This is a genomic window from Tepidibacillus infernus (assembly GCF_048898065.1).
Classification (GTDB): domain Bacteria; phylum Bacillota; class Bacilli; order Tepidibacillales; family Tepidibacillaceae; genus Tepidibacillus_B; species Tepidibacillus_B infernus.
This window is the reverse complement of record NZ_JBLWFI010000001.1, coordinates 1,985,949-2,011,123: the sequence shown is the minus strand read 5'-3', so window position 1 is coordinate 2,011,123 and position 25,175 is coordinate 1,985,949. Positions and strand designations below refer to the sequence as shown.

At 36.6% G+C, this 25,175-nt stretch carries 29 protein-coding genes; all 29 read left to right on the top strand.

The genetic code is table 11. The annotated features are described in order from the left end of the window. Positions 1-112 precede the first annotated feature (112 nt). The 29 genes from TEPIDINF_RS10135 to TEPIDINF_RS09995 all read left to right on the top strand — a co-directional run bounded on the left by TEPIDINF_RS10135 (position 113) and on the right by TEPIDINF_RS09995 (position 25,160). Positions 113-289, top strand: coding sequence for a ribbon-helix-helix protein, CopG family (locus TEPIDINF_RS10135; RefSeq protein WP_082732505.1), 177 nt, complete (start codon positions 113-115; stop codon positions 287-289). A 260-nt stretch (positions 290-549) separates the two neighbouring features. Next, complete coding sequence (locus TEPIDINF_RS10130; protein ID WP_421691915.1) at positions 550-1,734, top strand: sensor histidine kinase; 1,185 nt, start codon at positions 550-552, stop codon at positions 1,732-1,734. Beyond that, positions 1,712-2,425 carry a response regulator transcription factor gene (locus TEPIDINF_RS10125; protein WP_421691914.1) on the top strand — a complete coding sequence of 238 codons (714 nt, stop codon included), beginning with the start codon at positions 1,712-1,714 and terminating at the stop codon, positions 2,423-2,425. Before TEPIDINF_RS10130 ends, TEPIDINF_RS10125 begins: the two co-directional genes overlap by 23 nt. A gap of 70 nt (positions 2,426-2,495) precedes the next feature. Continuing rightward, on the top strand, positions 2,496-2,906 hold the full coding sequence (locus TEPIDINF_RS10120; protein WP_068726287.1) for a hypothetical protein: 411 nt from the start codon (positions 2,496-2,498) through the stop codon (positions 2,904-2,906). Positions 2,907-3,236: 330 nt separating this feature from the next. After that, positions 3,237-3,470 carry a Flp family type IVb pilin gene (locus TEPIDINF_RS10115; RefSeq protein ID WP_161937327.1) on the top strand — a complete coding sequence of 78 codons (234 nt, stop codon included), beginning with the start codon at positions 3,237-3,239 and terminating at the stop codon, positions 3,468-3,470. Positions 3,471-3,648: 178 nt separating this feature from the next. Continuing rightward, positions 3,649-4,056 (top strand): TadE/TadG family type IV pilus assembly protein, encoded by a 408-nt coding sequence (locus tag TEPIDINF_RS10110; RefSeq protein ID WP_068726285.1) that lies wholly within the window; start codon positions 3,649-3,651, stop codon positions 4,054-4,056. Continuing rightward, complete coding sequence (locus TEPIDINF_RS10105; protein ID WP_421691913.1) at positions 4,049-4,945, top strand: pilus assembly protein TadG-related protein; 897 nt, start codon at positions 4,049-4,051, stop codon at positions 4,943-4,945. The genes TEPIDINF_RS10110 and TEPIDINF_RS10105 overlap by 8 nt, the downstream gene beginning before the upstream one ends. A 15-nt stretch (positions 4,946-4,960) precedes the next feature. Then, the gene (gene cpaB, locus TEPIDINF_RS10100) at positions 4,961-5,677 is read left to right on the top strand and encodes a Flp pilus assembly protein CpaB (protein ID WP_068726279.1); all 717 of its coding nucleotides are present in this window, start codon (positions 4,961-4,963) and stop codon (positions 5,675-5,677) included. Positions 5,678-5,689: 12 nt separating this feature from the next. Next, the gene (locus TEPIDINF_RS10095) at positions 5,690-6,901 is read left to right on the top strand and encodes a CpaE/TadZ family protein (RefSeq protein ID WP_068726277.1); all 1,212 of its coding nucleotides are present in this window, start codon (positions 5,690-5,692) and stop codon (positions 6,899-6,901) included. A gap of 58 nt (positions 6,902-6,959) precedes the next feature. After that, entirely contained in the window at positions 6,960-8,312 is a 1,353-nt protein-coding gene (locus TEPIDINF_RS10090; RefSeq protein WP_068726274.1) for a TadA family conjugal transfer-associated ATPase, read from the top strand. 42 nt (positions 8,313-8,354) lie between these two features. Beyond that, positions 8,355-9,335 carry a type II secretion system F family protein gene (locus TEPIDINF_RS10085; RefSeq protein WP_068726271.1) on the top strand — a complete coding sequence of 327 codons (981 nt, stop codon included), beginning with the start codon at positions 8,355-8,357 and terminating at the stop codon, positions 9,333-9,335. Positions 9,336-9,338: 3 nt separating this feature from the next. After that, positions 9,339-10,259, top strand: a complete 921-nt coding sequence (locus TEPIDINF_RS10080; RefSeq protein ID WP_068726268.1) for a type II secretion system F family protein — start codon at positions 9,339-9,341, stop codon at positions 10,257-10,259. An 11-nt stretch (positions 10,260-10,270) separates the two neighbouring features. After that, on the top strand, positions 10,271-10,669 hold the full coding sequence (locus tag TEPIDINF_RS10075) for a DUF192 domain-containing protein (RefSeq protein WP_068726266.1): 399 nt from the start codon (positions 10,271-10,273) through the stop codon (positions 10,667-10,669). 84 nt (positions 10,670-10,753) lie between these two features. Beyond that, complete coding sequence (locus TEPIDINF_RS10070; RefSeq protein WP_068726264.1) at positions 10,754-12,475, top strand: sensor domain-containing diguanylate cyclase; 1,722 nt, start codon at positions 10,754-10,756, stop codon at positions 12,473-12,475. 15 nt (positions 12,476-12,490) lie between these two features. Next, positions 12,491-13,339, top strand: coding sequence for a DegV family protein (locus TEPIDINF_RS10065; RefSeq protein WP_421691912.1), 849 nt, complete (start codon positions 12,491-12,493; stop codon positions 13,337-13,339). Between the two features lie 20 nt (positions 13,340-13,359). After that, complete coding sequence (locus TEPIDINF_RS10060) at positions 13,360-13,866, top strand: hypothetical protein (protein ID WP_421691911.1); 507 nt, start codon at positions 13,360-13,362, stop codon at positions 13,864-13,866. Beyond that, the gene (locus TEPIDINF_RS10055; RefSeq protein WP_421691910.1) at positions 13,863-15,620 is read left to right on the top strand and encodes an ATP-dependent helicase ComFA; all 1,758 of its coding nucleotides are present in this window, start codon (positions 13,863-13,865) and stop codon (positions 15,618-15,620) included. The genes TEPIDINF_RS10060 and TEPIDINF_RS10055 overlap by 4 nt, the downstream gene beginning before the upstream one ends. Before the next feature lie 79 nt (positions 15,621-15,699). Next, positions 15,700-16,077 carry a DUF1499 domain-containing protein gene (locus TEPIDINF_RS10050; RefSeq protein ID WP_421691909.1) on the top strand — a complete coding sequence of 126 codons (378 nt, stop codon included), beginning with the start codon at positions 15,700-15,702 and terminating at the stop codon, positions 16,075-16,077. Then, entirely contained in the window at positions 16,074-16,904 is an 831-nt protein-coding gene (locus TEPIDINF_RS10045; protein ID WP_421691908.1) for a ComF family protein, read from the top strand. Before TEPIDINF_RS10050 ends, TEPIDINF_RS10045 begins: the two co-directional genes overlap by 4 nt. Before the next feature lie 94 nt (positions 16,905-16,998). Next, on the top strand, positions 16,999-17,403 hold the full coding sequence (locus TEPIDINF_RS10040) for a TIGR03826 family flagellar region protein (protein ID WP_068726254.1): 405 nt from the start codon (positions 16,999-17,001) through the stop codon (positions 17,401-17,403). Between the two features lie 170 nt (positions 17,404-17,573). After that, complete coding sequence (flgM, locus tag TEPIDINF_RS10035; RefSeq protein ID WP_421691907.1) at positions 17,574-17,834, top strand: flagellar biosynthesis anti-sigma factor FlgM; 261 nt, start codon at positions 17,574-17,576, stop codon at positions 17,832-17,834. Positions 17,835-17,872: 38 nt separating this feature from the next. Next, entirely contained in the window at positions 17,873-18,385 is a 513-nt protein-coding gene (locus TEPIDINF_RS10030; protein WP_421691906.1) for a flagellar protein FlgN, read from the top strand. A gap of 12 nt (positions 18,386-18,397) precedes the next feature. Further along, complete coding sequence (flgK, locus tag TEPIDINF_RS10025) at positions 18,398-19,984, top strand: flagellar hook-associated protein FlgK (RefSeq protein WP_068726245.1); 1,587 nt, start codon at positions 18,398-18,400, stop codon at positions 19,982-19,984. A gap of 20 nt (positions 19,985-20,004) precedes the next feature. After that, on the top strand, positions 20,005-20,898 hold the full coding sequence (flgL, locus tag TEPIDINF_RS10020; protein ID WP_421691905.1) for a flagellar hook-associated protein FlgL: 894 nt from the start codon (positions 20,005-20,007) through the stop codon (positions 20,896-20,898). Between the two features lie 20 nt (positions 20,899-20,918). Next, entirely contained in the window at positions 20,919-21,485 is a 567-nt protein-coding gene (locus TEPIDINF_RS10015) for a DUF6470 family protein (RefSeq protein WP_421691904.1), read from the top strand. Positions 21,486-21,564: 79 nt separating this feature from the next. Further along, positions 21,565-22,014 carry a flagellar assembly protein FliW gene (fliW, locus tag TEPIDINF_RS10010; protein WP_421691903.1) on the top strand — a complete coding sequence of 150 codons (450 nt, stop codon included), beginning with the start codon at positions 21,565-21,567 and terminating at the stop codon, positions 22,012-22,014. 1 nt (position 22,015) lies between these two features. Beyond that, on the top strand, positions 22,016-22,261 hold the full coding sequence (csrA, locus tag TEPIDINF_RS10005; protein ID WP_421691902.1) for a carbon storage regulator CsrA: 246 nt from the start codon (positions 22,016-22,018) through the stop codon (positions 22,259-22,261). A 183-nt stretch (positions 22,262-22,444) separates the two neighbouring features. After that, a complete protein-coding gene (hag, locus tag TEPIDINF_RS10000; RefSeq protein ID WP_421691901.1) occupies positions 22,445-23,287 on the top strand; it encodes a flagellin Hag in 843 nt (280 codons plus the stop codon). A gap of 70 nt (positions 23,288-23,357) precedes the next feature. Further along, entirely contained in the window at positions 23,358-25,160 is a 1,803-nt protein-coding gene (locus TEPIDINF_RS09995; protein WP_421691900.1) for a motility associated factor glycosyltransferase family protein, read from the top strand. Positions 25,161-25,175 lie beyond the last annotated feature (15 nt).

The window sequence follows — 25,175 nt, the reverse complement described above, 5'->3', positions numbered from 1 at the left end:
ACTTTTTTCGACAAAAATAGTGGTTTTTCTAAGGCGGATTACGACAGTATTTTTAACGTGATACATATAAAATACAGGATAAGAATGTATATATGTTAGGAGGGACTTTGTCGTGATCGTGATTAATAAGAAGCCTGAAAAAACACCACCCAAACAAATCATTAGTATCCGTTTAGATCCAGCCATGATTGAAAAACTAGATCAAATTGCAGAAGAAAGTAAGACCAATCGAAGTGCTGTGATTACAGAAATCTTAGAAAAAGTAGTTCCTAAGATTCGTGTCATTTAACAAAAAGTATTATGGCTAGTAGTGAGGGTTTGTATATTCCATAAGTATATACAAACCTTTTTTAATTGGTCATATTTACCATTATTCAATTTGGCAAGGAAGTTATAGAATAGGATTGAATTTCTGTTTGCTTTAGAAAAGCGATAAATAGTCCTAAAGTCCTATTTGTTTTTAACGTAATAGTACAGATAGCGGACGTGAAGGATGACAAATTATGTTAAAATAAGAACAAACCAGCCTATGATGAGGTGTGACATTCATTGAAATCATCAAAACTTGACGGTTATAAGCTTGAAGAAATCTTACATAAAACAATTAGAGCGATTGATCAAAGTAAGGAACAAATTTTCGAAATTGCCGAAGATGCTCGTTCAGAAAAGGAAAATTTGTTACGGAAGCTAGAGGCTTTACGGGAAGAAACAAAAAAGGTGATAGATGAGGTAGATCAATTAGAGGCAAGGTATCGTAGGGCAAGGACTAATTTAGCAGATGTGAGTCGTAATTTTAAATTATATACAGAATCTGACATACAAAAAGCATATGAAGAAGCAAATCAGCTACAAATTGATTTATTAATGGCAAGGGAACGAGAAGCAAATCTTAAGATACTAAGAAATGAATTACAAATGCGTTTAAAAAATATTAATGTGACGATTGAGCGAGCTGAGGTAGTGGCCACACAAATAGGCGTTGTTTCAGATTATTTGACTGGGGATATTATTAAAATGTCTGAAGCGGTAGAGTCTGCTCAATATAAGCAAATGTTTGGTTTGAAAATCATTCAAGCTCAAGAAGAAGAACGAAAACGGGTGGCAAGGGAGATCCATGATGGTCCTGCTCAGTCAATGGCTAATGTCGTCTTGCGAACGGAGATTGCTGAACGATTCATGAATGTGAAGCAGATGGATCAGGCAATACAGGAATTAAAAGACCTGAAAGTTATGGTAAGGCAAAGTTTGGCAGATGTTCGTAAAATTATTTTTGATTTAAGACCAATGGCTTTAGATGATTTAGGGCTTTTTCCTACGCTGCGAAAATATATTCAAGAAATGGCAAAGAGAGACAATTTGGACATCGATCTTAGTCTTGCAGGTAGAGAGCGAAGATTGCCTTCAGGAATGGAGGTTGCGATTTTCCGTTTGGTTCAGGAAGCTTTAAATAATGTGGTAAAACACGCACAAGCTACAAAAGCAGTAGTCAAAGTTGAATTTCAATCTGGACAAATTGAGGTTTCTGTAAAAGATAATGGAATTGGCTTTGATGAAGAGGAACAGGAAAAACAAAAAGAGGGTCATTTCGGCCTGATGGGAATGAAGGAGAGGGTTGATCTTTTAGAGGGTGATCTTGAGATTCAATCCATAAAGAATAAAGGGACAACAATAAAGATAAGAGTTCCAGTAAATGAAAGTGGGGAAATAAGCGATGGATCAGAAAACGAAAATTAATATTTTGATTGCGGATGACCACAAATTATTCCGTGAAGGGGTCAAACGAATTATTAATTTAGAAGAGGGCATGGAAGTTATTTCCGAATGTTCTGATGGGGAGAGTATTTTAAACCAATACGATGAAATCCTTCCTGACGTGATTCTCATGGACATCAATATGCCTAATATGAGTGGCGTAGAGGCGACAAAAAGGATTAAAGAAAAATACCCCAATGCAAAGATTTTGATTCTATCCATTCATGATGATGAAGGCTATGTGTTTGAAACGTTACGTTCGGGAGCGTCAGGATATTTACTAAAAGATATGGAAGCAGAAGCATTGATCGAGGCGATTCGTGCTGTTGCCGATGGTAGTGCATATATACATCCCCAAGTAACAGGAAAAGTGATTGAAGAATATCGCAGATTAAGTGTAAAGGAACAAACAGATGGCTTCCACCCTCTTTCCCATCCAGAACCCATCATGGAAAAGATGCCCGATTGGCGTATGTTATTAACCAAACGGGAATTGGAAGTATTACAATTAATGGCTGAGGGAAATAGCAATCGTGTGATTGGTGAAAAGCTATTTATCAGTGAAAAAACGGTTAAAAATCATGTAAGTAGTATTTTGCAAAAGATGGAATGTACAGACCGGACACAAGCAGTGATTGCAGGGATTAAAAATGGCTGGGTTATTCTTTCTTAATCTGCACAATTTCATGGAAAATTCACTAGGTTTGGCATGATGGCATATACTCTATTAAGGAGGTGTCATCATGCTTTTCTTATTTTTAGCCACTTTATTGATGGTAAGTGTGATGATCATTGAATTTAACAGAAATAAAAATAAAAACAGTGTCGATCATTATTTTATTGTGGTAAAAAACAATCAAATGACGATAGAGTGGGTCATCCGATCGATTTCCTTATCGGGATGGTTAAAGGGGAGAATCAGACGTTTTACGATTCTTGATCTTGGTTCTACTGATGATACATTGATTATTTTATACCATCTATCCTTATCAACGAAGATTGAGATTGTAGATCTTCAACCTGAGGAAGACGTGGCGCTTTGTTTACTTGAGATGGTAACAAAAAGTAAGGAAACAGGAGAGAATCCTGTCGTGATTGATTTAACCACTTCCTCCACCTGTGACAAAGCCTCAGAAAAATCTCTACTTAGTTGAGAAAAAGATTGTTTTCAATGGGATCCCACAAAAGTAATCGAAAATAGCTTTTCAGGGAAATGCCGATTTGTGGGCCTATTTTGTACCTATGTCTAAGGTAACAAAAAGCCTTATTTCAACATATAAAAGGTTTGACAGGATAAATAGCCTAGTACCTAAACACTGGAATAGTGAACAATTGATGATCAATTAACAAAATAATGAGAATCGGACTATCCAAAAACAGGCATTCAGTTGGATGATTGATCTTGTTTGTACCGATATAATGGGAATAAGTAATCAAACTGGACAAGCTCTTAAGTAAATCAATTTCGATAGGGAGGAAGTAAAATGAAAAATGCTTTAATGAAGCTTTGGGTGAAACAACATCACGTGAAAAGAAACATAAAGGAAGCACTGCAAAATGAAAAAGGACAAGGAATGGTAGAATACGGATTGATTATTGCTTTAATTGCAGTGGTAGTCATTGTTGCACTTACTACTATGGGAGGTAATCTAAAAGATTTATTTAACAAAGTAGCAGGTGATGTTAGTAGTACTTCAGGTGGCACAACTGCACCATAATAAAGCTCTAATGAAATATCCTTATCAACCCTTAAGGTCCTACTTCTACGAGTAGGGCTTTCTTTTCTTCCGCATAATAAAGTTTAACTTCATTAAAGCAATTAGCGAAGTTATACTTGAACTATTATAGTGCTCCGCAAAAAGTGATCGGAATATGCTTCGAAGGGAGTCAAATTCTATGAAAGATCCATTCTATAAATGGTTTAAACGAAAAGAAGAAGGACAAGCAATGGTAGAGTTTGCGCTGGTTTTTCCTATTCTATTGCTTCTTCTATTAGGAATACTAGAGTTTGGCCATATCTTTTTTTCCTATTTGGTGATCCAAAACGCAACAAGAGACGGTGCAAGGAATGGATCTGTTTGGGCTACAGACCAAGAGATCACCCAAATTGTCGAGCAAAAAACAGAGGTTTTAGACCAAAATAATCTTTCCTTAAGTATTTCCCCTTCTCCATCTTCAAGAGAACGGGGAGAACGAATCTCAGTGGTCATTGATTACAAAGTTCCACTGCTTGCCCCATTATGGAGAAATATATTACCTAATCCTTTTCCTATTACGGCTAAGACGGTGATGCGAATTGAATGAAAGAGGTAGTGTTGCTGTTCTTTTGTTATTATTTATGACCATTTTATTAGCCATGGCAGCCTTAGTCGTAGATATCGGCTATCTCATGATTGAAAACCAAAGATTAGGGGATGCACTAGATGCTGCAGCCCTTGCAGGTGTACAAGAGCTGGTTAAAGATCCAGATCAGGCGAAAGCTATAGCAATACAATATGCCAATGAGAATGGGGTAAATCAACCAGAAGTGATCATTGACCTTGAGCAGAATCAAGTCACTGTGAAGGGTAAAAGAACCGTTCCTTTCTTCTTTGCTAAAGCGATCGGTTTTAAGGAAAAGACGATTACCGCTTCTTCCACCGCGCAAATCAAGCAAGTTTCAGGTGGCTACGGCTTTGTTCCTCTAGGAGTCGTTCAGCAATCCTTTCATTATGGTGAGTTATACACTTTAAAATATGACCCGACTGAAGCAACCAATGGTAATTTTGGAGCATTAGCCTTAGGAGGAACAGGGGCATCTAATTACCTACAAAATTTAAAAAATGGCTATCAAGGAAAATTAGAGATTGGTATGAAGATTCCAACTGAGACAGGTAATATGTCTGGCCCAACTAGAAAAGGGATTGAAGACCGAATGGAGTCGGAGGCTGGAAACGACTTATGTGAGGATTATCAAACGGCACCAAGAGATTGCAACCGGATTCTCTATTTACCTGTGATTGATAGTCTCGATGTTAATGGTAGAAACGAAGTGACCATTGTTGGTTTTGCAGCTTTTTACTTAGAAGGATTTACGGGAAATGGGAATGAGTCACGGATTACCGGACGTTTTATCAAAACGCTTTATTCAGGGGATTGGATTAGTTCTGGTGAAAATCAATTTGGTTTATACGCCGTAAAATTAGTGAGATAGTTAGGGGAGAAAACAATGGAAGTCACAAACCGCAAATTATTACTAATCGCTTTAATTATGGGAATCATTGCCACAGGCTTAGTCTATCTGTATCTAGCAAAAGTAGAAGCGGTTAGCCAACAAATTGAACCTACGAAAAAGGTAGTCGTTGCAAAGGTTACGATTCAACCAAAAACGAAGATTACAGAAGAGATGATCGAGTTAAAAGCGTTAAAAACGAGTACAATCCCTTCATCTAGTTATATCAAGCCTGAAGAAGTAATTGGACAAGTCGTAAAAGAAACGATTTACGTAAATGAACCCATTGTTCATGAACGACTAGCAGATGAAGCCTATCAAAAGGCACATTTAGCTTACTCCATTCCTAAGGGATATCGTGCGTTAACTCTACAGTACAACCCAGTGATGGGCATAGGTGGCTTGGTAGAGCCTGGTGACTATGTGGATATTATCGGAACGTATACGGCAGAAACCAATCCAACACAAAAAGATATCTCAAAAATGATCCTACAAAATGTGCTAGTTTTGGCGGTTGGTGAGAAGACGGACAATCTTGAAGGCCAAGAAAAGAAAGAGATTCAAACGATTACGATTGCCATTACACCAAAAGATGCGGAAAAAGTCACATTTACAGAAGAAAAAGCGAGTGTTCGTTTGATGCTTCGACCCATCAATGATGCTGGCAATCTATCCACATCAGGAACGACGAAGGACAATATCTTTACACCATAGGAGGAATCAATAATGGGAGATTGGATTCGTGTGTTAATCGTTGACGATACTGAAGATACAAGGACAAATATTCGAAAAATCTTATCCTTTGAAAGTCGAATCGATATTGTGGGAGAAGCAGCCAATGGTTTTCAAGCAATTGATATGGCATGTAAATATAAGCCAGACATTATTTTAATGGATATCAATATGCCTGATTTGGACGGTATTCAAGCTGCAGAAAGAATTAGTTTAAAATGCCCCACTGCATCAGTGATTATGATTTCTGTTCAGGGTGAGCACGATTATTTTCGCAAAGCGATGTTATCTGGGGCAAAAGAGTTTTTGGTCAAGCCTTTTTCTCCTGATGAACTGATTCAGTCGATTATAGAGGTATATGAGCGGAACCAAAAGAGAAATATCCAAGTGTACGCTAACCAGGTGTTAGGGCAAGGCTATGTCCAAAGTCCGAAAATCATTACTGTATTTAGTGGAAAAGGGGGAGTTGGGAAAAGCTTAATTGCTACCAATTTGGCCGTTGGTTTAAATCAATTGCACAAAAAAGTAGTGATTTTAGATTTGGATTTGATGTTTGGCGATGTGGCCGCAATGTTTAATCTGAAAGTGAAAGAAACGATTTACCATGTCGTTCAAGAGATCGATAGACTTGATGCCGAATCGCTTTTACCTTATCTATTAGAAACCAAATCAGGGATTCGTATTCTTCCAGCTCCCATTCAACCTGAACAAAGTGAAATGATTACAGGAAAACACATTGAAAAGATCTTAAGACTTTTACGTGAAACCCATGATTATATTATTGTTGATACTCCTGCACAGATTACCGATCCAGTCCTTGCACTTGACCAATCCAATTTCACCTTGCTTGTGAATACACTAAATGTTCCTGTATTAAGGCATAATCGTACTGTTCTTGAAGTGATGGATACATTAAATTATCCAACAGATCGTGTTCGTCTAATTATCAATCGGGCTGACTTAGATACAGGGGTGAAGCCTAAGGATATCAAAACCGCTTTAGGAATGGAGCCCTATAGTTTATTACCAGAAGATAAATATGCGGATTTGTCAATTAATCGTGGCGAACCATTATTAGAGATGAAGCCGAATAGTCGATGGGCGAAACAGATGAGTAAATTAATAGAACAAATTCTTGCAGAGGATGACAGGCAGAAATCAGAATCATGGACAAAGCGGTTTCTATGGAGTCGGAAAAGAGCATAGAATAGAGTCAAGTCAAATGATATAGGAAAAGGAAATAGGAAAGTAAGGGGGATAGCTGATGTCACTTTTACAACGACTTCAAGGTGAACAACGAAAGGATGGTATTCAGCAACTAAAAAAACAGCATTCCACTTCAGAAGTTATTCTCCAAGAGGATCCTTATGCAGAATTAAAATCAACGATCCATCAAAAAATTTTGGAGGAATTTGGGAAGGAATCATTAGATGATGATTCATCTACAGAAGAGTGGGATAAAATTAAACAGCTGATCGAAAAAATTTTGCAAGAATCGGAAGAACCATTAACAAGGCAACAACGGGAGACCATCTGTCAAGAGATGATTGCTGAAATGAAGGGATTTGGCCCGATTGATCCTTTATTACACGATGATGAAGTTTCTGAAATTATGGTCAATCATGCTAAACAAGTCTATGTAGAGCGAAAAGGGAGACTTGAACGGGTACCTGTTCAATTTCGAGATGATGCCCATGTGATGCGAATCATCGAGAAAATCGTTTCTCCCTTAGGTAGAAGAATTGATGAAAGTTCACCGATGGTTGATGCTAGATTACCAGATGGATCAAGGGTCAATGCAATTATCCCACCTCTGGCAATTAAAGGGCCAAGTATCACGATTCGTAAGTTTGCTAAGGATCCTTTTCAAATTGAAGACTTAATTGGATTTGGTACATTAACTGAGCCGATGGCTAGATTTCTTGAAGCTGCAGTAAAGGCAAGGCTAAATATTGTGGTCTCGGGAGGAACGGGTAGTGGTAAAACCACGACGTTAAATGTGTTGTCTTCCTTTATCCCAGCTGATGAAAGAATTGTAACCATCGAGGATGCAGCAGAACTTCAATTGCGACAAGACCATGTCATTACACTTGAAACACGTCCCCCTAATATCGAAGGAAAAGGTGCGATTACGATGAGGGATCTCGTAAAAAACAGTTTACGGATGAGACCTGATCGAATTGTCGTAGGGGAAGTCAGAAGTGGTGAAGCATTGGATATGTTACAAGCGATGAACACTGGTCATGATGGTTCTTTAACTACAGGACATGCCAATACACCACGGGATATGTTATCCCGTTTGGAAACAATGGTATTGATGGCTGGTATGGATTTACCTGTTCGGGCGATTAGAGAGCAAATTGCATCTGCGATAGACCTGATCGTCCAACAAAACCGGCTAAAGGATGGTAGTCGTAAAATTACTCAAATTACAGAGGTACTTGGCATGGAAGGAGATGTCATCACCATGCAGGATATTTTTGTGTACAAGCAACAAGGTAAGGACATCAACGGAAAAGTGGTTGGTTCATTTCAACCTACTGGAATTGTTCCGAAATGCTTTGAAAGCATTCAAACATCTGGGATACCTATTACCACAGACCTCTTCCAGCGGTGAAAGAGTTCGTCACTTTTGTGGGTAAGATTGGAGAGAATAACGATGAAATGGCTTGTCCTACTTGTTACATTTTTATTTAACTTCATCTTTATACTATGGCTTAGTCGTTATTTAGAGATGAGAAGAAATCGGATACGAAAACGGGTACTAGAGATTGAAAGCAATGAATGGCATGAAGAAGTAGTAGACCTTCACAAAAATAAAAAAGAGGACTCCCGATTTGCCCTTTATTCCTTCATTTGGAAAGGGTTAAGCCGGGTGAAATGGATTCAGGTACTGGATCAACGAATTCAACTTGAATTAAAAAAAGCAAACATTATGATGAAATCCTCAGAGTTTATGATTTTTGTATTGATTTCGACGCTAGTAGGAGCGTTCTTAGGTGTATTTTTAGCTGACGGTAATATAGAAAGAGGGTTATGGCTAGGGTTACTCTCCTGGTATGTTCCTTTTATTTGGTTAAAGGCGAAGAAACGAAAAAGAAAGGCTGCACTAGAGTCCCAATTACCAGATATGATCAGCATGACGGCCAATTCTTTAAAGGCTGGGTACTCACTGATTCAATCCCTAGAGTTACTGTCAAGAGAAATGGCTGCTCCTTTATCCGAAGAGATTCAACGGATGTTACAGGAAATGAGATTAGGGGTGAGTACAGAGCAGGCCTTAACTCATTTTAACCAAAGGGTAGAGAGTAAAGATTTGGATTTAATTATTACAGCGATGTTGATCCAACGTCAAGTTGGTGGGAATCTAGCAGAAATTTTAGATACAATAGGAGAAACCATCCGCGAGCGAATTCGCATTAAAGGAGAGATTAAGTCTCTTACCGCACAAGGAAAAATGTCGATGATGATTTTTATGATTTTACCTATTGGTTTAGGGGTTTTTCTACTAATGACCAATCCTGAATACATGAGCGTTTTATTCACCAATCCGATTGGTTGGGCTATGTTAGGAGCTGCTATATTAGGTCAGCTCATCGGAGCGATTCTGATTAAAAAAATAATCAATATTGAGGTGTAAACCATGTCTCAGCAAATGATCTTATTGATTGTGGGTGGAACCGTTGCTTTTATTACGTTTACTATTTTAAAACTTATGTTTAACCATCGCCTCAAGGTCGCTAAAAGAATTATGAATATTGTTGAAGATCGAATGCAAAAGTCTGAGGAAGACCCTTATTCTTTACCTTTTCAAGAAAGAATGGTTAAACCCTTGCTACAAAAGATGGGAAAGTCTGTGATAAAATGGACCCCGTATTCCTTGAAAAAGAGGGAGCATCAATTATTAAATCTAGCTGGCTATCCCCATCATTTAACCTTACAAGAATGGATGACATGGCGGAGCTTGTTTTGGCTTGGACTTGGTGGAGTTTTTACAATGGTTGGGCTTGCGCAAGAAGCAGGAATGAACCAGCTCCTTCTTCCACTTGTCGGTTGGATATTAGGTTATCTTCTTCCAATCTTCTATTTAAATAGAAAGAAAGAGGAACGTAAGGAGGCAATTGTACGGGGACTACCTGAAGTATTAGATATTTTAACGGTAAGCGTTGAAGCAGGCTTAGGATTTGATGCGGCGTTGTCTAAAGTTGTTGAGAAAACAAGGGGAATTCTATCCGATGAATTATATAAAACCTTGCAAGAGATCAAAATGGGAAAGGGAAGACGAGAGGCACTAAAAGCGTTGGGCGAAAGAACAGGTGTTGAAGATATGATTCAATTTGTAGGTTCGATCATACAAGCAGATCAGTTGGGCATTCGGATCGGAAACGTTCTCCGCGTTCAATCAGAGGATATGCGACAAAAACGGAAACAAAGAGCAGAAGAAAAGGCAATGAAAGCACCGATTAAGATTCTTTTTCCATTGGTGTTATTCATCTTTCCGGCGATCTTTATTATTATTTTAGGTCCTGCCGTAATCAATATTATGAATACCTTATTAAAGTAAGGATGATGATTGTGAAAAAAATTACAGTCCGAAAAACAGACTCAAACAAAAAAGTTGGTCAGGATATTTTAATGGCCAACTCTTTTTATACCCGTTTCATAGGTCTCATGTTCAAACCAACATTGGATGAAGTTGAAGGGCTATGGTTAACGAAAACCAAGCAAATTCACACCTGTTGGATGAGGTTCCCTATCGATGTGATTTATTTAAAGAAGTTGAGCGGACGTGATAGCTCGCTAACTTTCGAAGAAACATACCAAGTTGTAGCAGTTGAGGAAAAGATGATGCCATGGAGAGTAGGCAAATGGGTATCTCAGGCAACTGATGTGCTTGAATTGAAAGCAGGTATGATAATGTCGAAACATGTCAAAATAGGGGATATTTTAAAATGTATGGAAAAAATTGATTGATTTTTAATGAAAAAGAGTTAGAATTGTCATATAATTAGGTTAAATGCGGACAATAGTCCTAGAAAAGTTAAAGAGTTGATGTGAATGAGTCTAAAGAACCAAAAAATGGCCTTTATGATCTTTTCTCTTTTTTCGATTACCACTTTGCTATGGGTAAGCTATACTCAATGGATCCCAATCCAATTAGAAGATTACAACATGATCTTAGTCTACCTTTTTTTAATGGTATTGATTAATAGTTTGCCACTAAAAATTGGTGGGATCTTTATTTCATTTACCTTTGCTGTTTCAATCGCTGTTTTTTTAGACTATGGCCTAGTGGTCGAGGTTTGGCTTACCCAAGTTGCTTTTTTAGTCACCCTGTTAATTTCTCCAGAAAAAAGAACCATCCCTAGAATTCTACTAAGTAATATGATGTTTATTTGGATCTCTATTCTTTCAGGTTTTAGTTTTTTCCTTTTTGGAGGAGAGATTCAATTTAGTGTTTCCGAGCTATGGATTCAGCTAACCCCTATATTCATTTATAGTGCTAGCTATTTTCTTGCCAATCATTTTATATTATATTTAATTCGTAGGTTCATTTCTCCAAATCGTGTTCCGATGTTTACAGAGGATATGATTTGGGATGCAGCGACACTTTTACTAACTTTGCCTTTAGGCGTTCTGATGTATATGGTTAAGGTAACATATGGACAAAATGGGATGATTTTCGTTGCCTTTCCTATTCTTATTGTTTCGCATTTATTTAAAATCTATAGTGAATTGCGCCATTCCCATCAGCAGTTACAAGCTCTAAATAAAATATCTGCTTCTTTTACTTCGGAATTAAATCTAGATAAGGCAGTCAGTTCGCTCCAAATGGCAATCAGGGAACTGTTTTCTTTTGATTATAGCTATATCTTTTTAACCAATGGAATCAAATTAAATCCAATCTCGATTGAACATAGTGATGGCACTCGAATCGAAGAACCCCGTTATCAGGATTTTTCGATCAAAGTGGGCGAAGGTCTAACAGGACGAGTAGCAAACAATAGAGAAGGAGAAATTGTAGGTAGTCATGCAGAATTTTTTACATTAGAGGTTGAGCCAGACTATATTCAAAATAACCGCTCATTACTTTCTGTGCCAATGGTATGGAATCAGCAGACGATTGGAGTGATTACTTTAGGAAGTGCAAGGGAATATCATTTTTCAAAAAAAGATTTAACCATTGCAAAAATTTTAGCAAGTCAAGCCGCTGTAGCGATCCAAAATGCGAGAAAGTATAAAAAGACAGAAGAGAAAAGTAAATTGGATGAGCTTACAGGGTTATATAATTATCGGGCATTTGACCAATTGCTTCAGGATAAATTACAGGAATCAAAAATGAAAGAAGAAAAGCTAAGTTTATTGATCATTGATCTCGATCATTTTAAACAGGTGAATGACCGTTATGGCCATTTAGCAGGAAATGAAGTTTTAAAAATAATTGCAAATTTACTAAAAGAATATACAAGAAAAGAGGACATTATCGCTCGCTATGGTGGGGAAGAATTTACGGTGATTGCGCCAAATACCGATCATGAAGAGGCAAAAGTGATTGCTGAACGAATTCGTTATGCGATCCAACATCATCCCATTAAGTTGACCAATTCCATTGATAGGCAAGCTGAAATTATCATTCAAGTTACAGCAAGTATTGGGATTGCTTCTTATCCTGATATGGCTAGCTCTGTGAACGACTTAATTCGCCATGCGGATCGAGCGATGTATTTTGGCTCTAAACAAGCAGGGAGAAACCGGGTTTCTGTCTATGAAACAGGTTAAAAAATAGGAGGATTTATGGCAAAAATAGCAGTGGTTACTGATAGTACAGCTTATTTAACAAAGGATATCATTGAGAAGTATCATATTCATGTTGTTCCATTAGCAGTTAACTTTGGTACTAGGTCCTATAGAGAAGGGTTGGATCTGTCGACTGAAGATTTTTATGACATGTTAAAAGTGGAACAAGAATTGCCTACGACTTCTCAGCCAGCCATTGGTGATTTTGTGAAGCTATATGAAGAATTAGCTAAGGAATATGATGAAGCAATTGCTATTCATTTATCCAGTGGAATAAGTGGAACGATGAATACCTCGCTTGCTGCAGCAAATATGGTAGAGGGGATTCATGTAGAAGTGATTGATTCGGAAATCGCTTGTTATGCCCAAGGTTTTATGGTGATTGAAGCAGCACAAATGGTTACAGAAGGTAAAAAGCTAGAAGAGATCAAGTCAAGAATTGAATGGGTTGTGAAAAATATCAAGGCTTATTTTGTCGTTGACGATTTATCCCACTTGCACCGTGGTGGCCGATTAAATGCGGCGCAAATGATTGTAGGTAGTATACTAAAAATAAAGCCAATCATCTATTTTCAGGATAAAAAATTAGAGCCTTTTGAAAAGGTTCGCACCAAGAAAAAGGCGTTTGAACGTATTTTACAACTACTTGATGGAGATCTCAAAAATGGTGGGAAATTTAAGGTTTCAGTGATTCAAGGAAATGTGATCGAAGAAGCAGAAGAGCTTTTAAACAAGATTAAAGAAACCTACTCCAATGTAGAGGTAAATATATCCGACTTTGGTCCAGTAATTGGGGCACATACAGGACCAGGTACAATTGGTATCACATGGTATAGGGTAGAATAATTAAGCTGGAAGTGATGTTGATGTTTAACCCAAACCAAAAATTAGATCGAATCAATACAGTCCTTTTTATCATCTATGGTTTATTAGTCCTGTCTAATCTATTTTATTTGTCTTTTTATTTAAAAATATTGATGATTCTTAACCTTATCATTTCACTCACCACTCTTTATCTGATGAACCAGCAAATGAAACAGGATCCGATTGTGCACCGATCCCCTATGTATTATTTGAGTTTCTTCTTTTTTACAATGATCACGATTTGGATTGGCGGAGGGTTTCATAGTCTTTTATTTCCCTATCTCTATCTTTTTCCTGTCCTTTATGTATCTGTTAACTTTCCAAGGAAAGGGAGCACAGGAATTGGGATTTTAACTGTTGCTACATTATGGTTGATCTTGCTGCAAGATCCTTCACAGGAAAAATTCGATCAAACGGTTATCGCAACGATCTTAGTTATCGCAATCCCACAAATTGTTGGATATATGGTGAAAGAATATATTTTGCATATGAGAGCACGCAAATCATGAAATTTCAAGTATATGGTGTTCAATTAGGCCAAAAAATGAGTTGGAACATCACTTTAAGTTTTGATATTGATTTAATGTACTGGTATGAACAGGGAATAAAGGAATTAGTCGTGGTTGACTCATTGATGTCAATCGGCCATGCGATGGCTTATCGAGATTCCCTAGACAAGAGTAAGGAAAGTAGGCTAGTAGAAAGGAGTCTACTTTTTTGGAAAAGCAGAGAAAGTGGGGAAAAGTATACGTTCGCAAGGAATGATGTTTTCTCTATAAGAGCAACCTATCAGGGATTTAATCATATTCTTTTAAAGTATGAGGAATGGAAGCAAGAAATAATACCCTTTGTGGAAGGAAAACAGTTGTTACTTGAAGAAATAATAACCTTACTTAAAAAACATCACACGAGTCCTCATTTAACTTCTACAACCGAACTATCCAACTACCTTCAAGTAGGCTATCTTTTAAATGAAATCAATATCTCCTCAGGTGTTTCAGCTCCACAATCTAATCGCACAATCTTAACTCCACCACTAGTTTGCCATCGCTGTGGTTCAACGGAGAAGGTGATGATACAACCTTGTGCCAGTTGTGGAGAACACTGTGCTACTTGCGAATCTTGTATAACGATGGGTAGAAGTAAAACCTGTACCCCACTCATTCACTTCTCAGCTTCTGAACTGGCTATACAAGATCATTCTCTTGATTTACCCTCGTTTACACTTCAACTGTCACCACACCAAGAACATATTGCTAACCATGCTGTACGGTTTGCAAACAGTAAAGAGTTTAAAGAGTTGTTAATCTGGGCTGTAACTGGAGCAGGAAAAACAGAAATGATTTTTCCTGTCGTTTACAATGCTTTAAAACGAGGCAATCGGATTTTGCTAGCCTCGCCACGAAAGGATGTAATCAAGGAGTTATCTCCTCGCTTTAGAACTGCTTTTCCCGGTGTTGCTATTGTCAGTTTGTATGGGGGAAGCGAAGAAAAGTGGAATAGTGGACAACTCTATTTGGCAACAACCCATCAAACGATGAGGTTTGTTCAGTTTTTTGATCTTGTGATTGTCGATGAGATGGATGCTTTTCCCTATCACAATGATACAATGCTAGAATTTGTGGTAAAACGAGCGTTGAAAGAAGAGGGGAAAATGATTTTTATGACAGCTACTCCCTCAAATAAATGGTTAGATCGAGTACAGCGAAAAGAAATTGATTCGGTTATCCTACCCATTCGTTACCATCATCATCCTCTACCAGTTCCGCAGATTGAAAGAATTCCTAAAAAAGAAAAGGTAATATTTCAAGCCAATCCAGATGAGCTGATTAGAAGATTTATCGATGAGGTAAAGGTACAAAAAGGACAAGCCTTTATCTTTATCGCAAATGTACGAGATATTCCCATTTGGACGAAAAAGCTTAAACAATGGTTTCCAGATGAAACGATTGCAGGTGTTTATGCTAGTGACCGTGGTAGAGATGAAAAGGTAGAGGCCTTTCGAAACGGGGAGATTCAATTTCTAGTTACCACGACGATTATGGAACGTGGAGTAACTGTACCCAATGTTCATGTATTGGTGATCGGAGCAGAGTCTACTATCTTTGATGAAGCCACCTTAGTTCAGATTGCGGGAAGAGTAGGTAGATCTGCCAATTACCCAACAGGGATCGTTTGGTTTTTGGCAGAATATAAAACCAATGCAATGCTCAAAGCCAAAAAGCAGATCGAAAGGATGAATCGATTGGCCAAAGGGATTTGAAACATTTTCCTTGTTCCAGTATGATAGGGATAATAATTAGAATTAAAATAACGAAGGAATGAGAAGGAGTTTTGAATCAATGTCAATTTTACGTATTATCACTGGATTATGGAAAAATCAAGAGGAAACAAGTGAAAGGGCAAAATCCCCTCAACTCAAAACCCGTTATTATAAAGAACGTTTTGATAAGGTGATGGAAGCCGTCACCACAGTGGTCAATAGTAAACCAGATTGGAAAGTTTTCCACATCGATAAAGAACGTGGAGAAATTATGGTAGAAACGAAAAACCTTTTATGGCAACACGATCTGATTATCTCTGTTTTTAAAATATCGCCAACACGTTCAGCAATTGATGTCCTATCAGCTAAAAGAGGGACTTTTGGTGATCTTGGGACAAGCTATTTTAATATTTTAGCGTTTTATAAAGCGTTACATAAGGAGATTAAACCTGAATGATCCGATTTTTCGGACGTGATGTTATAGGGGATCATCGAACAAATTTATTAAAATCCTATCTCAATGCTATATTCTATCCAGAGCATCGTTGTTTGTTATGCGAAAAGCCAATTCAGTCCCATTCTCATGATGTATTACAGAAGATGTTACATCTCCCACACCTATGTATGATATGTAAAAATGAACTAGAAGTGATCCCTTTAAACCACTGTTACCAATGTCATAAGCCGATAGATCCCCAAATCCCTGTTGATAAAGAAGAACATTTACCCATACAAGAGGGAACATTGCTTTGCCACGATTGCATAGATGCTAATCATGCACTTTCCTTTAATCGAAGTGCAGTATTATATAATGATTTTATGAAAGAGAACATTGCCTTGTACAAATATAGAGGGAAAGAGAGCTTATCTCGAATTTTTAGCTACTTACTGAAAATTGCCTACGATTACTACTATAAAGATGTTGACATCGACTTCATTACGTTTGTACCCTTACATTCCAGCCGATTAAAGGAAAGAGGTTTTAACCAAGCAGAACAATTAGCCAGTCAACTTTCCTTTTTTACGGGGAAACCAGTCTATTCCTTATTACAGCGTATCAAAGAGACAGAAAAACAAAGTAAGCATGGAAAATGGGAAAGGTTAAAACAAATAGAAGGTGCCTTTATTATGGAACCTTTAGTAGAAGTCAATTTGCAAGATAAAAATGTTTTGTTGATTGATGATATCTATACCACAGGAGCCACCTTAGAAGAATGTGCCCAGACATTAAAGGGAGCTGGAGTAAATCAGGTATATAGTTTAACTTTAACCCGTGCAGTATGATAGACATTCCTTGAAAGATTAAATTTCTCATGACAAAATTGAAACTTTTGGATAAACTAAGAGTAAGAAAAAAGGAGAATTAGGGGGAAGACCGATGGTTGGGAAGCTTTCGAATTGTCCGCGATGTGGAAAGCTTTATGTGGCAGGGGTAAAAGAAGTTTGCCCTGCTTGTGAGAAAGAGATTGATCAAGAATATCAACGTTGTGCTGACTATTTACGTGAACATAAAGGGGCAAACATTTATGAGTTAAGCGAGGCCACTGAAGTCACTATTAAACAAATCACCAAATTTATCCGAGAAGGACGTATTTCGATCGCTGATGCGCCAAATATGGGATATCCTTGTGAGTCCTGTGGTACGATCATTCAAGAAGGTAGATTATGTAATCAATGTCGCGGTAGACTAGAACATGGGATTAAACATGTTTTAGAACAAGAAGCAGAAGAAAAGAACAAAGATAAAGGATTAGGATATTATAATAAAGGAAAATTAAAATAGTGATAAACAGGATAATCATAGTTTATATAGAAAACACCAGAATAAATGAGAAATCCGAAGGAAATCAAATCAATTTCGTTAAATTTCAACTTTAATAAATAAAGGAATCCTGCCGATAATGAAGGTAATACTTGATTATCGGCATTTAGTATGTTAGGGGTGAAAAAACAATGAAAATAAACGATATCAATCGAATCCAAGGCATCAGTCGCTATCAACAACAAATCAACCAAAAGGAACGGCAATTAAAAAAGACAGAATCAAAAAAAGATGAAATTAACATTTCGGACGAAGCAAAAGCTTTATTAGAACAAACCAAAGATGTAGGTCGTGAAGAAAAGATAAACCAAATTAAAGACCAAATTAAAAATGGAACCTATCAAGTGGATTCAGGAAAAGTAGCAGAAAAAATCCTAAAGTTGTTTAAATAGAGAGTGGTTTAAAAAAGCAATTGAAGCGAGGGGTAATCATGGCTCCATTTCAAAATCTCATGAAAGTATTCAGTGAGATCTATCAATCTCATATGGAAATGGTAGAGATGGCAAAACGCAAAAAACAAGTGCTGATTGACGGAGATATTGATGAATTGGCCAAAATCACTCAACTTGAAGCGCGTTGGATAAAAAAAATGGGGAAATTGGAAGAGGAACGAAAGGCGATCGTTCGCCAATTTTTTGAGGACAGAGGATTTGTCTTACAGGAATTCTCCATGTCTGATTTATTAAAGCTATTAACTTCTTCGCAGGAAAAGGCACAATTACAAGAAATCCATCAAAAGTTATCTGATGCCATTGATGAAGTGAAAAGATATAACGAATTAAATACGCAATTGATTCATCAATCTTTAGATTACGTTTCTCATACGTTAGAAATGCTTACAGAACAACCTAAACAAGCTTTTACCTACTCGAAACCAACAACCAAACCAACAATTAACCAAATGACAATGCCAAATCGAGGAATTTTTGATCAAAAAGCATAAAGGAGTGGAAGTATGCGTTCCACATTTCATGGATTAGAAACAGCGAAACGAGGATTGTTTGCTCAACAAACGGCAATCCAAACAACCGGACATAATATTGCAAATGCCAATACCAAAGGATACACAAGGCAGATGGTCGATTTTGTAGCTTCTAAGCCTATCGAAGCACCAGGACTTTCCCATAGCACTGCCCCTGGACAATTAGGAACTGGGGTCGATTTTTCCAATATTCGCCGTATTCGGGAGAGTTTCCTTGATGAACAATTTCGTAACCAAAACAAAGACTATGGCGATTGGACAATTCGTCAGGATACATTAGAAAAATTAGAAGCGATTGTCAATGAGCCATCAGATTATGGAATTCGCTCGGTTGTAGATGATTTTTGGAATGCGTGGCAGGATTTAGCGGGCCAACCCGATAATCTTACAGCTCGTTCAGTTGTCATGGAACGGGCAGGCGCGATGGCAGATGCATTTAACGATGTAGCCAGTAAATTGCAAAATTTAAAAAACGATTTAACGGAAAGTATCAATATCAAAGTAACAGAAGTCAATACCTTAACCAAACAAATTGCGAACTTGAATAAAGAAATTTTTAGAGTAGAAGGTTTAGGAGATCATGCCAATGATTTGCGGGACCAACGAGATCTTCTCACAGACCAATTGTCCAAGTTAGTCAATATTGATGTGATCAATGCGCCAAATGGGTACACCATCAAAATGGGAAATACCGAATTAGTGAACGGTATTAATGTACCTACCGTGTTAGATGCAAATGCATTACCAGCAGACCTAACCAGTGGGGAAATACATGGATATCTCTTGTCACGAGATCAGTATGTGCAAGATTTCCAAGCACAAATGGATGCGATGGTCAAGGGACTCGTCGAAGGAGAATTTGAATTAACCATACCTACTGGGACAATTTTACCTGATGGGACAACTTTAACAAAAACGGATGGAACAACCGTTACCTATACAGGGGATGCGAATCAACGTACAGTAACAAGTGATATAACTGTAATAATAAAGGGGATAAATGGGTTACACCAATTAGGCTATACCCTTCAAGATCCACTACAAGCAGGTGGCCTATTCTTTACAACCAAAGATGGCAGTGGAAGTTTTACTGCGAATAACATTCAAGTTAATCAGGATATTACAGCAGATGTGAGAAATATAGCTGCCTCCACGAGGACCTATACTTATAATGATGGCACCAATCCCCCTGTAGAAAAAGTAGTGAAAGGGAACAATCAACTTGCCTTATGGATTGGTCAGATGCGAAATGTTTCTATTACCTTTGATAACACCAATAACGCAGTAAGTGGAGAAGGCACCTTTGATGAGTATTTTCGCTCAATGGTTGGCCAGTTAGGAGTAAAAGCACAGGAAGCAACTAGACAAGCAGAGAATCAAAAAGTATTGGTTGAACAGGTAGATAGTCGTAGAGAATCAGTGAGTGGTGTTTCTTTAGACGAGGAAATGGCAAATCTGATTAAGTTCCAACATGCCTATAATGCTTCAGCAAGGATGATTACAACGATTGATGAAATGTTAGATAAAATCATAAACGGTATGGGTATCGTAGGTCGTTAATAGATAGAAAGTAGGGATCGATGATGAGAGTAACACAGGGAATGTTAAATTCACAAATGCTTCGCAACCTGAATAATAACTTAACCCGCTTAGAAAAGCTTCAAAACCAAATGTCTACTGGAAAAGTGATCAATAAACCCTCAGATGATCCAGTAGGATTAGGTTTTGCTTTACGCTACCGCAGCGAATTAGCTTCTAACGAGCAATACCAGCGTAATGTGGATTCAGCCATTTCTTGGCTTGAATATGGCGATAAAATGATCAATGAGGCCAATGATGTTCTACAACGGGCAAGAGAATTAGCGGTACAAGGTGCAAATGGTGCAACACCTGTTCAGGCGATGCAAGCATTAGGTCAAGAGGTCAATCAATTATATGAGCAACTAGTTCAGATTGGAAATAGCCAGTTTAATGGAAAATACGTATTTAATGGACAAATGACTGATGTGAAACCATATGCGGTTGGAACGGCAGAAACGGTAACCCCTGATGCTGGTGTCATTCAATTTGAAGTTGGAATAGGAACGATTATTCCAGTCAATATTTCTGGTGCAGATCTATTTGGGGACCAAAATGATCCTACCAATGCGTTTAAAGTATTAGCTGATTTAAGAGATGCCTTAAATAATAATGATCAGCAAGGTGTTAGTCAATCATTAGGACAATTAGATTCCAGATTAGATCTGATCATGGAGAAATGGGCAGAAATTGGCGCCCGTTCCAATCGGATAGATCTAATGAAAAACCGTTTAGAAAATACGAATATCAATTTACAAGAATTATTGTCTAAAACTGAAGATGCGGACATGGCTGAACTGCTCATTAATATGAAAACAGAAGAAAACATTTACCAGGCCTCCTTATCTACAGGTGCTAGAATTATTCGGCCTAGTTTAATTGATTTTCTAAGATAATATAAAATGGTGAATTAGAGATGAAAATTCCTCAAATTCAAATTCGCCAAACCTATGCAAAGATCGGTATGGACTCGAAAAGAGCAACCTTGCAAATCGAACAACCAAAAGCAGAGGTTTCGATCCAACAAGAGCCAGCCAAAATGGAGGTTCAACATACCTATCCACAGGTCCAAATTGATCAAACAAAAGCTTGGAGTGCATTGGGAAAAAGGCCACCATTAGAGTTGCAAAAGGTCATTTATCATGAAACAAAGCGAATTGTGTTAGATACAATTGCCAAAATTGCCGAAAAAGGAGACCGACTCGCAGCGATTCATATCAAAGAAGATCCAATTCCTGAGATGGCAAAGGAAAACTCGATTCAATTCTACGAGTTTTATTATGAGGGAGAACCTTCATACGATAATGTGGATATTCGCGTCATACCAGGTAGACTAGATATTGAGTGGTATAGAGGAAAGGTAGATATAGAAGTAAAACCTAACAAACCGGTTATAGACTATATTCCAGGGAAACTAAACATTTATATGCTACAAAGAAACTCAATTGAGAATTTACCACCAAAAATTGATCAAAGAATTTAAAATTGAAAGGATTTATATTGGTAAGTAACGAAATGCTATAGTAGGTTCTGTAGCATTTTTTGATTAAGGAGGCGTTTGTATGGCAAAAATCGAAACGACCCGTTTTGGTGTATTGGAATATAAAGAAGAGGATGTCATTCATTTTGAGAAAGGAATTCCTGGCTTTGAAGAGGAGAAACAGTTTATCCTGTTTCAACCCGATCAGGAGAACCCATTAGCCTTTTTACAATCGATCCATACTGTAAATCTAGCATTTGTCATTGCCAATCCATTTTCATTTTATCCCAATTATGAATTTGAATTGGATGAACAGAGTATAGCAGAATTAGAGATTAAAGATGTTAATGAAGTGGCGGTTTGGGGAATTTTATCTATACCCGAGAATTTTAAAAAGGCGACGATGAATTTAAAGGCTCCCATTATTATCAATATAAAAAATAAAAAGGCCAAACAAATCATTCTTCACGAAACCGATTATTTAACCAAAACACCATTATTCCCTCAACAAGTAAAAGAGGGGGTTAAATAGAATGTTAGTCTTAACTAGAAAAAAAGGCGAATCGATCATGCTAGGGCATGATATTGAAATAACAGTGGTTGCCATTGAAGGTGAGCAAATTAAACTAGGAATTAATGCCCCCAAACATATTGATATTCACCGGAAAGAAATCTATATAGCGATACAAGAAGAAAATAAATTAGCAGCAAAACAAAATCTATCGATTGATCTACTAAATGCATTTGCTGAACTTGAAAATGAAAATAAGATGAATTAGAGAGATAAAGGAAGAAAAACCTAATAAAATAGTGATAAAAGGCAATAATTGCCTGAAATGGGGAGGAAAAACCTCTCTATTTTTATTCGATAAATATAATAGAGTAAGTGATTCATAGCGGCCGAATGAACACTTGCACAACCACAAGGATGTGGAAAAACAAAATTCAAGGAGGAAAAGAAAATGAGAATTAATCACAATATTCCCGCATTAAACACGTACCGTCAATTAAGTAACAATAATGTAATGGCTGCTAAATCCATGGAGAAACTTTCATCAGGATATCGTATTAATCGTGCTGGAGACGATGCTGCAGGACTATCGATTTCCGAAAAGATGCGTTCACAAATTCGTGGTTTAGAGCAAGCACAACGTAACTCACAAGATGGCATCTCTTTAATCCAAACTGCTGAAGGTGCTTTAAATGAAACACATAGTATTCTTCAAAGAATGAGAGAATTAATTATTCAAGCAAATAACGGAACAAATGCTAATGAAGATCTAAATGCTATACAGGATGAAATTGATGCATTAGCAACAGAAATAACTGGTATTTCCGATAGAACTGAGTTTAACGGAAAAACTCTTCTTAAAGGTAGTTATGCAACTAATGGTATTACATTCCAAATTGGTGCTAATAAAGGTCAAAACGTTGAGGTAACACTTAGTACAATGTCAGCATCTGCTTTAGGCAGTGGTGTAAAAGTAGCAAGTATTAACGTTACGAGTTTTGCTAATACTGCTCTTTCATTTGACAAACAGTTAGCTGGTATTGATGCAGCGATTAAGCAAGTATCAGAAGAAAGATCTTCATTAGGTGCTGTTCAAAATCGTTTAGAACATACGATTAACAATTTAGGAACATCTTCAGAGAACTTGACTGCAGCAGAATCACGAATTCGTGATGTAGATATGGCTAAAGAGATGATGGAATTTACTAAGAATAATATCTTAATGCAAGCAGCCCAATCTATGTTAGCTCAAGCCAACCAACAACCTCAAGGAGTTCTTCAATTACTCCGTTAGTCTTTAATAATAAAAAAGACCAAAGGGATCTCCTTTGGTCTTTTTATTAAAATGGAAGGGGGTTATTGAATTGGATATCTATGAAAGAAATTTATTTGCTTATAAAAAAAAATATATGGATTTTGAAATAATTGATGATGAAACTTATTTTGTGGTTGAAATGGGGAAAAATCAAAATCCTACTATTAAATTCACTAATAATGACGCTCAATACTATTTTCACAGTAAATATGATCCCGTAAATGAAGCGAAACGTTGGGCTGATTCCTTTTATGAGGAAGGAAATATTTCTATCTTAATAGGTTTAGGATTAGGTTATCATGCGAAATCTTTATTAAAAAAAATGGATAAAGAAGACTATATGATAATTATAGAACCTTCTAAAGAAATATTTCAATTAGCAATTCAAAATGTTGATCTTACTGATTTAATAAATAATAAGCAAGTATTTATTCACATAGGGACCGATTATAATGGGATAAGATCAATTTTAGAAGGATTTAATAGACAACAGTTTAGACCCTATAAAATTAACATTTCCCACCATTACGATAAACTATTTAATGAAGAAATTAAAAGTATTCTTAAAATAATAGAAGAAGCTATCATGTCATATAAAATAGATTTAAACACTAGAATTTTTTTTTCGGAGAAATGGCAAGAGAATTATCTTCGAAATTTGAAGCATGCAATAAATTCAATCCCGTTCAAAGTATTTGAAGACAAATTTACTTCGCCCGTGATTATTGTTTCTGCTGGGCCGTCACTAAAAGAAGAGATAGACTATTTAAAAACAATACATAACCGTGCGATTATAATTTGTTCAGGCTCAGCTATTACAATATTGGAAAAGTACAATATAAAACCTCATATTATTGTTTCTATAGATGGCGACTTAGAGAATTACAATCATTTTAAAAAATTGAAAAATAGGGATAGACCATTATTCTACTCTCCTCACCTACATTATAAAATTTTAGACGAATATTTGGGACCTAAAATAGTGTTTCAGCCTACTGGTATTGGGATATATAATTGGTATAATGAAATGATTGGATTTGAAACTGGAACGGTATATCAAGGTTCTTCTGTTGCTAATGGTGTATTAGATATAGCTACCAGGATTTCAAGTGGCCCAATTTGTTTTATTGGCCAAGATCTAGGCTATACTGGTGGATATTCACATCCAGAGGGGCATAACCATAGGAAAAGCTTAGATTCAATAAAAAATAATAACAGGAATTTGTTTACAATTGAATCTAATGATGGAAGTAAATTATTTACAGATTATGTCTATTATGGTATGAAAAAATGGTTTGAAGATTATCTGGATGTAAAAAAATTAGATCATGTATACAATGCTACATTAAAAGGAGCTAAGATTAAAGGAACAAAGCCTATTTCATTTCAAAAATTTATTGAAAAATTTTGTACAATAGAGACTGATATAGAAGCTATGATTTCTGATATTATCTTTGAAAATAAAAATGATACAATGAAAGTGAATAGTGAAGAAAAAATTGATGAAATAAAGAATGTAGTTTCGACTTTCATAGAGTATAGTTCTAAAGGAGAAAAAATCTCTAAAGAATTATTGGAAACGGTAATAAATAATAAGTCTGATGATAAAAAGATAAACAAACTTTTGGTTAAATTAAACAAAGTAGATAGGAAGATTCATCAATTAAATGATAAAGATTTAATACTTTATTTCATAAAACAACCACTGATGATAAAAATGGAATTCTGGAAAAATAGAAAAAAAACTGATGATGAAAAAAATGATGTTAGTATTGCCGAGAAGAATTACTATTTTTATAAGGAATTAAATAGTATGGCAAATAAAGTGAAGGTAATATTAGAACAAATATGATATTGGAGTGGGAAA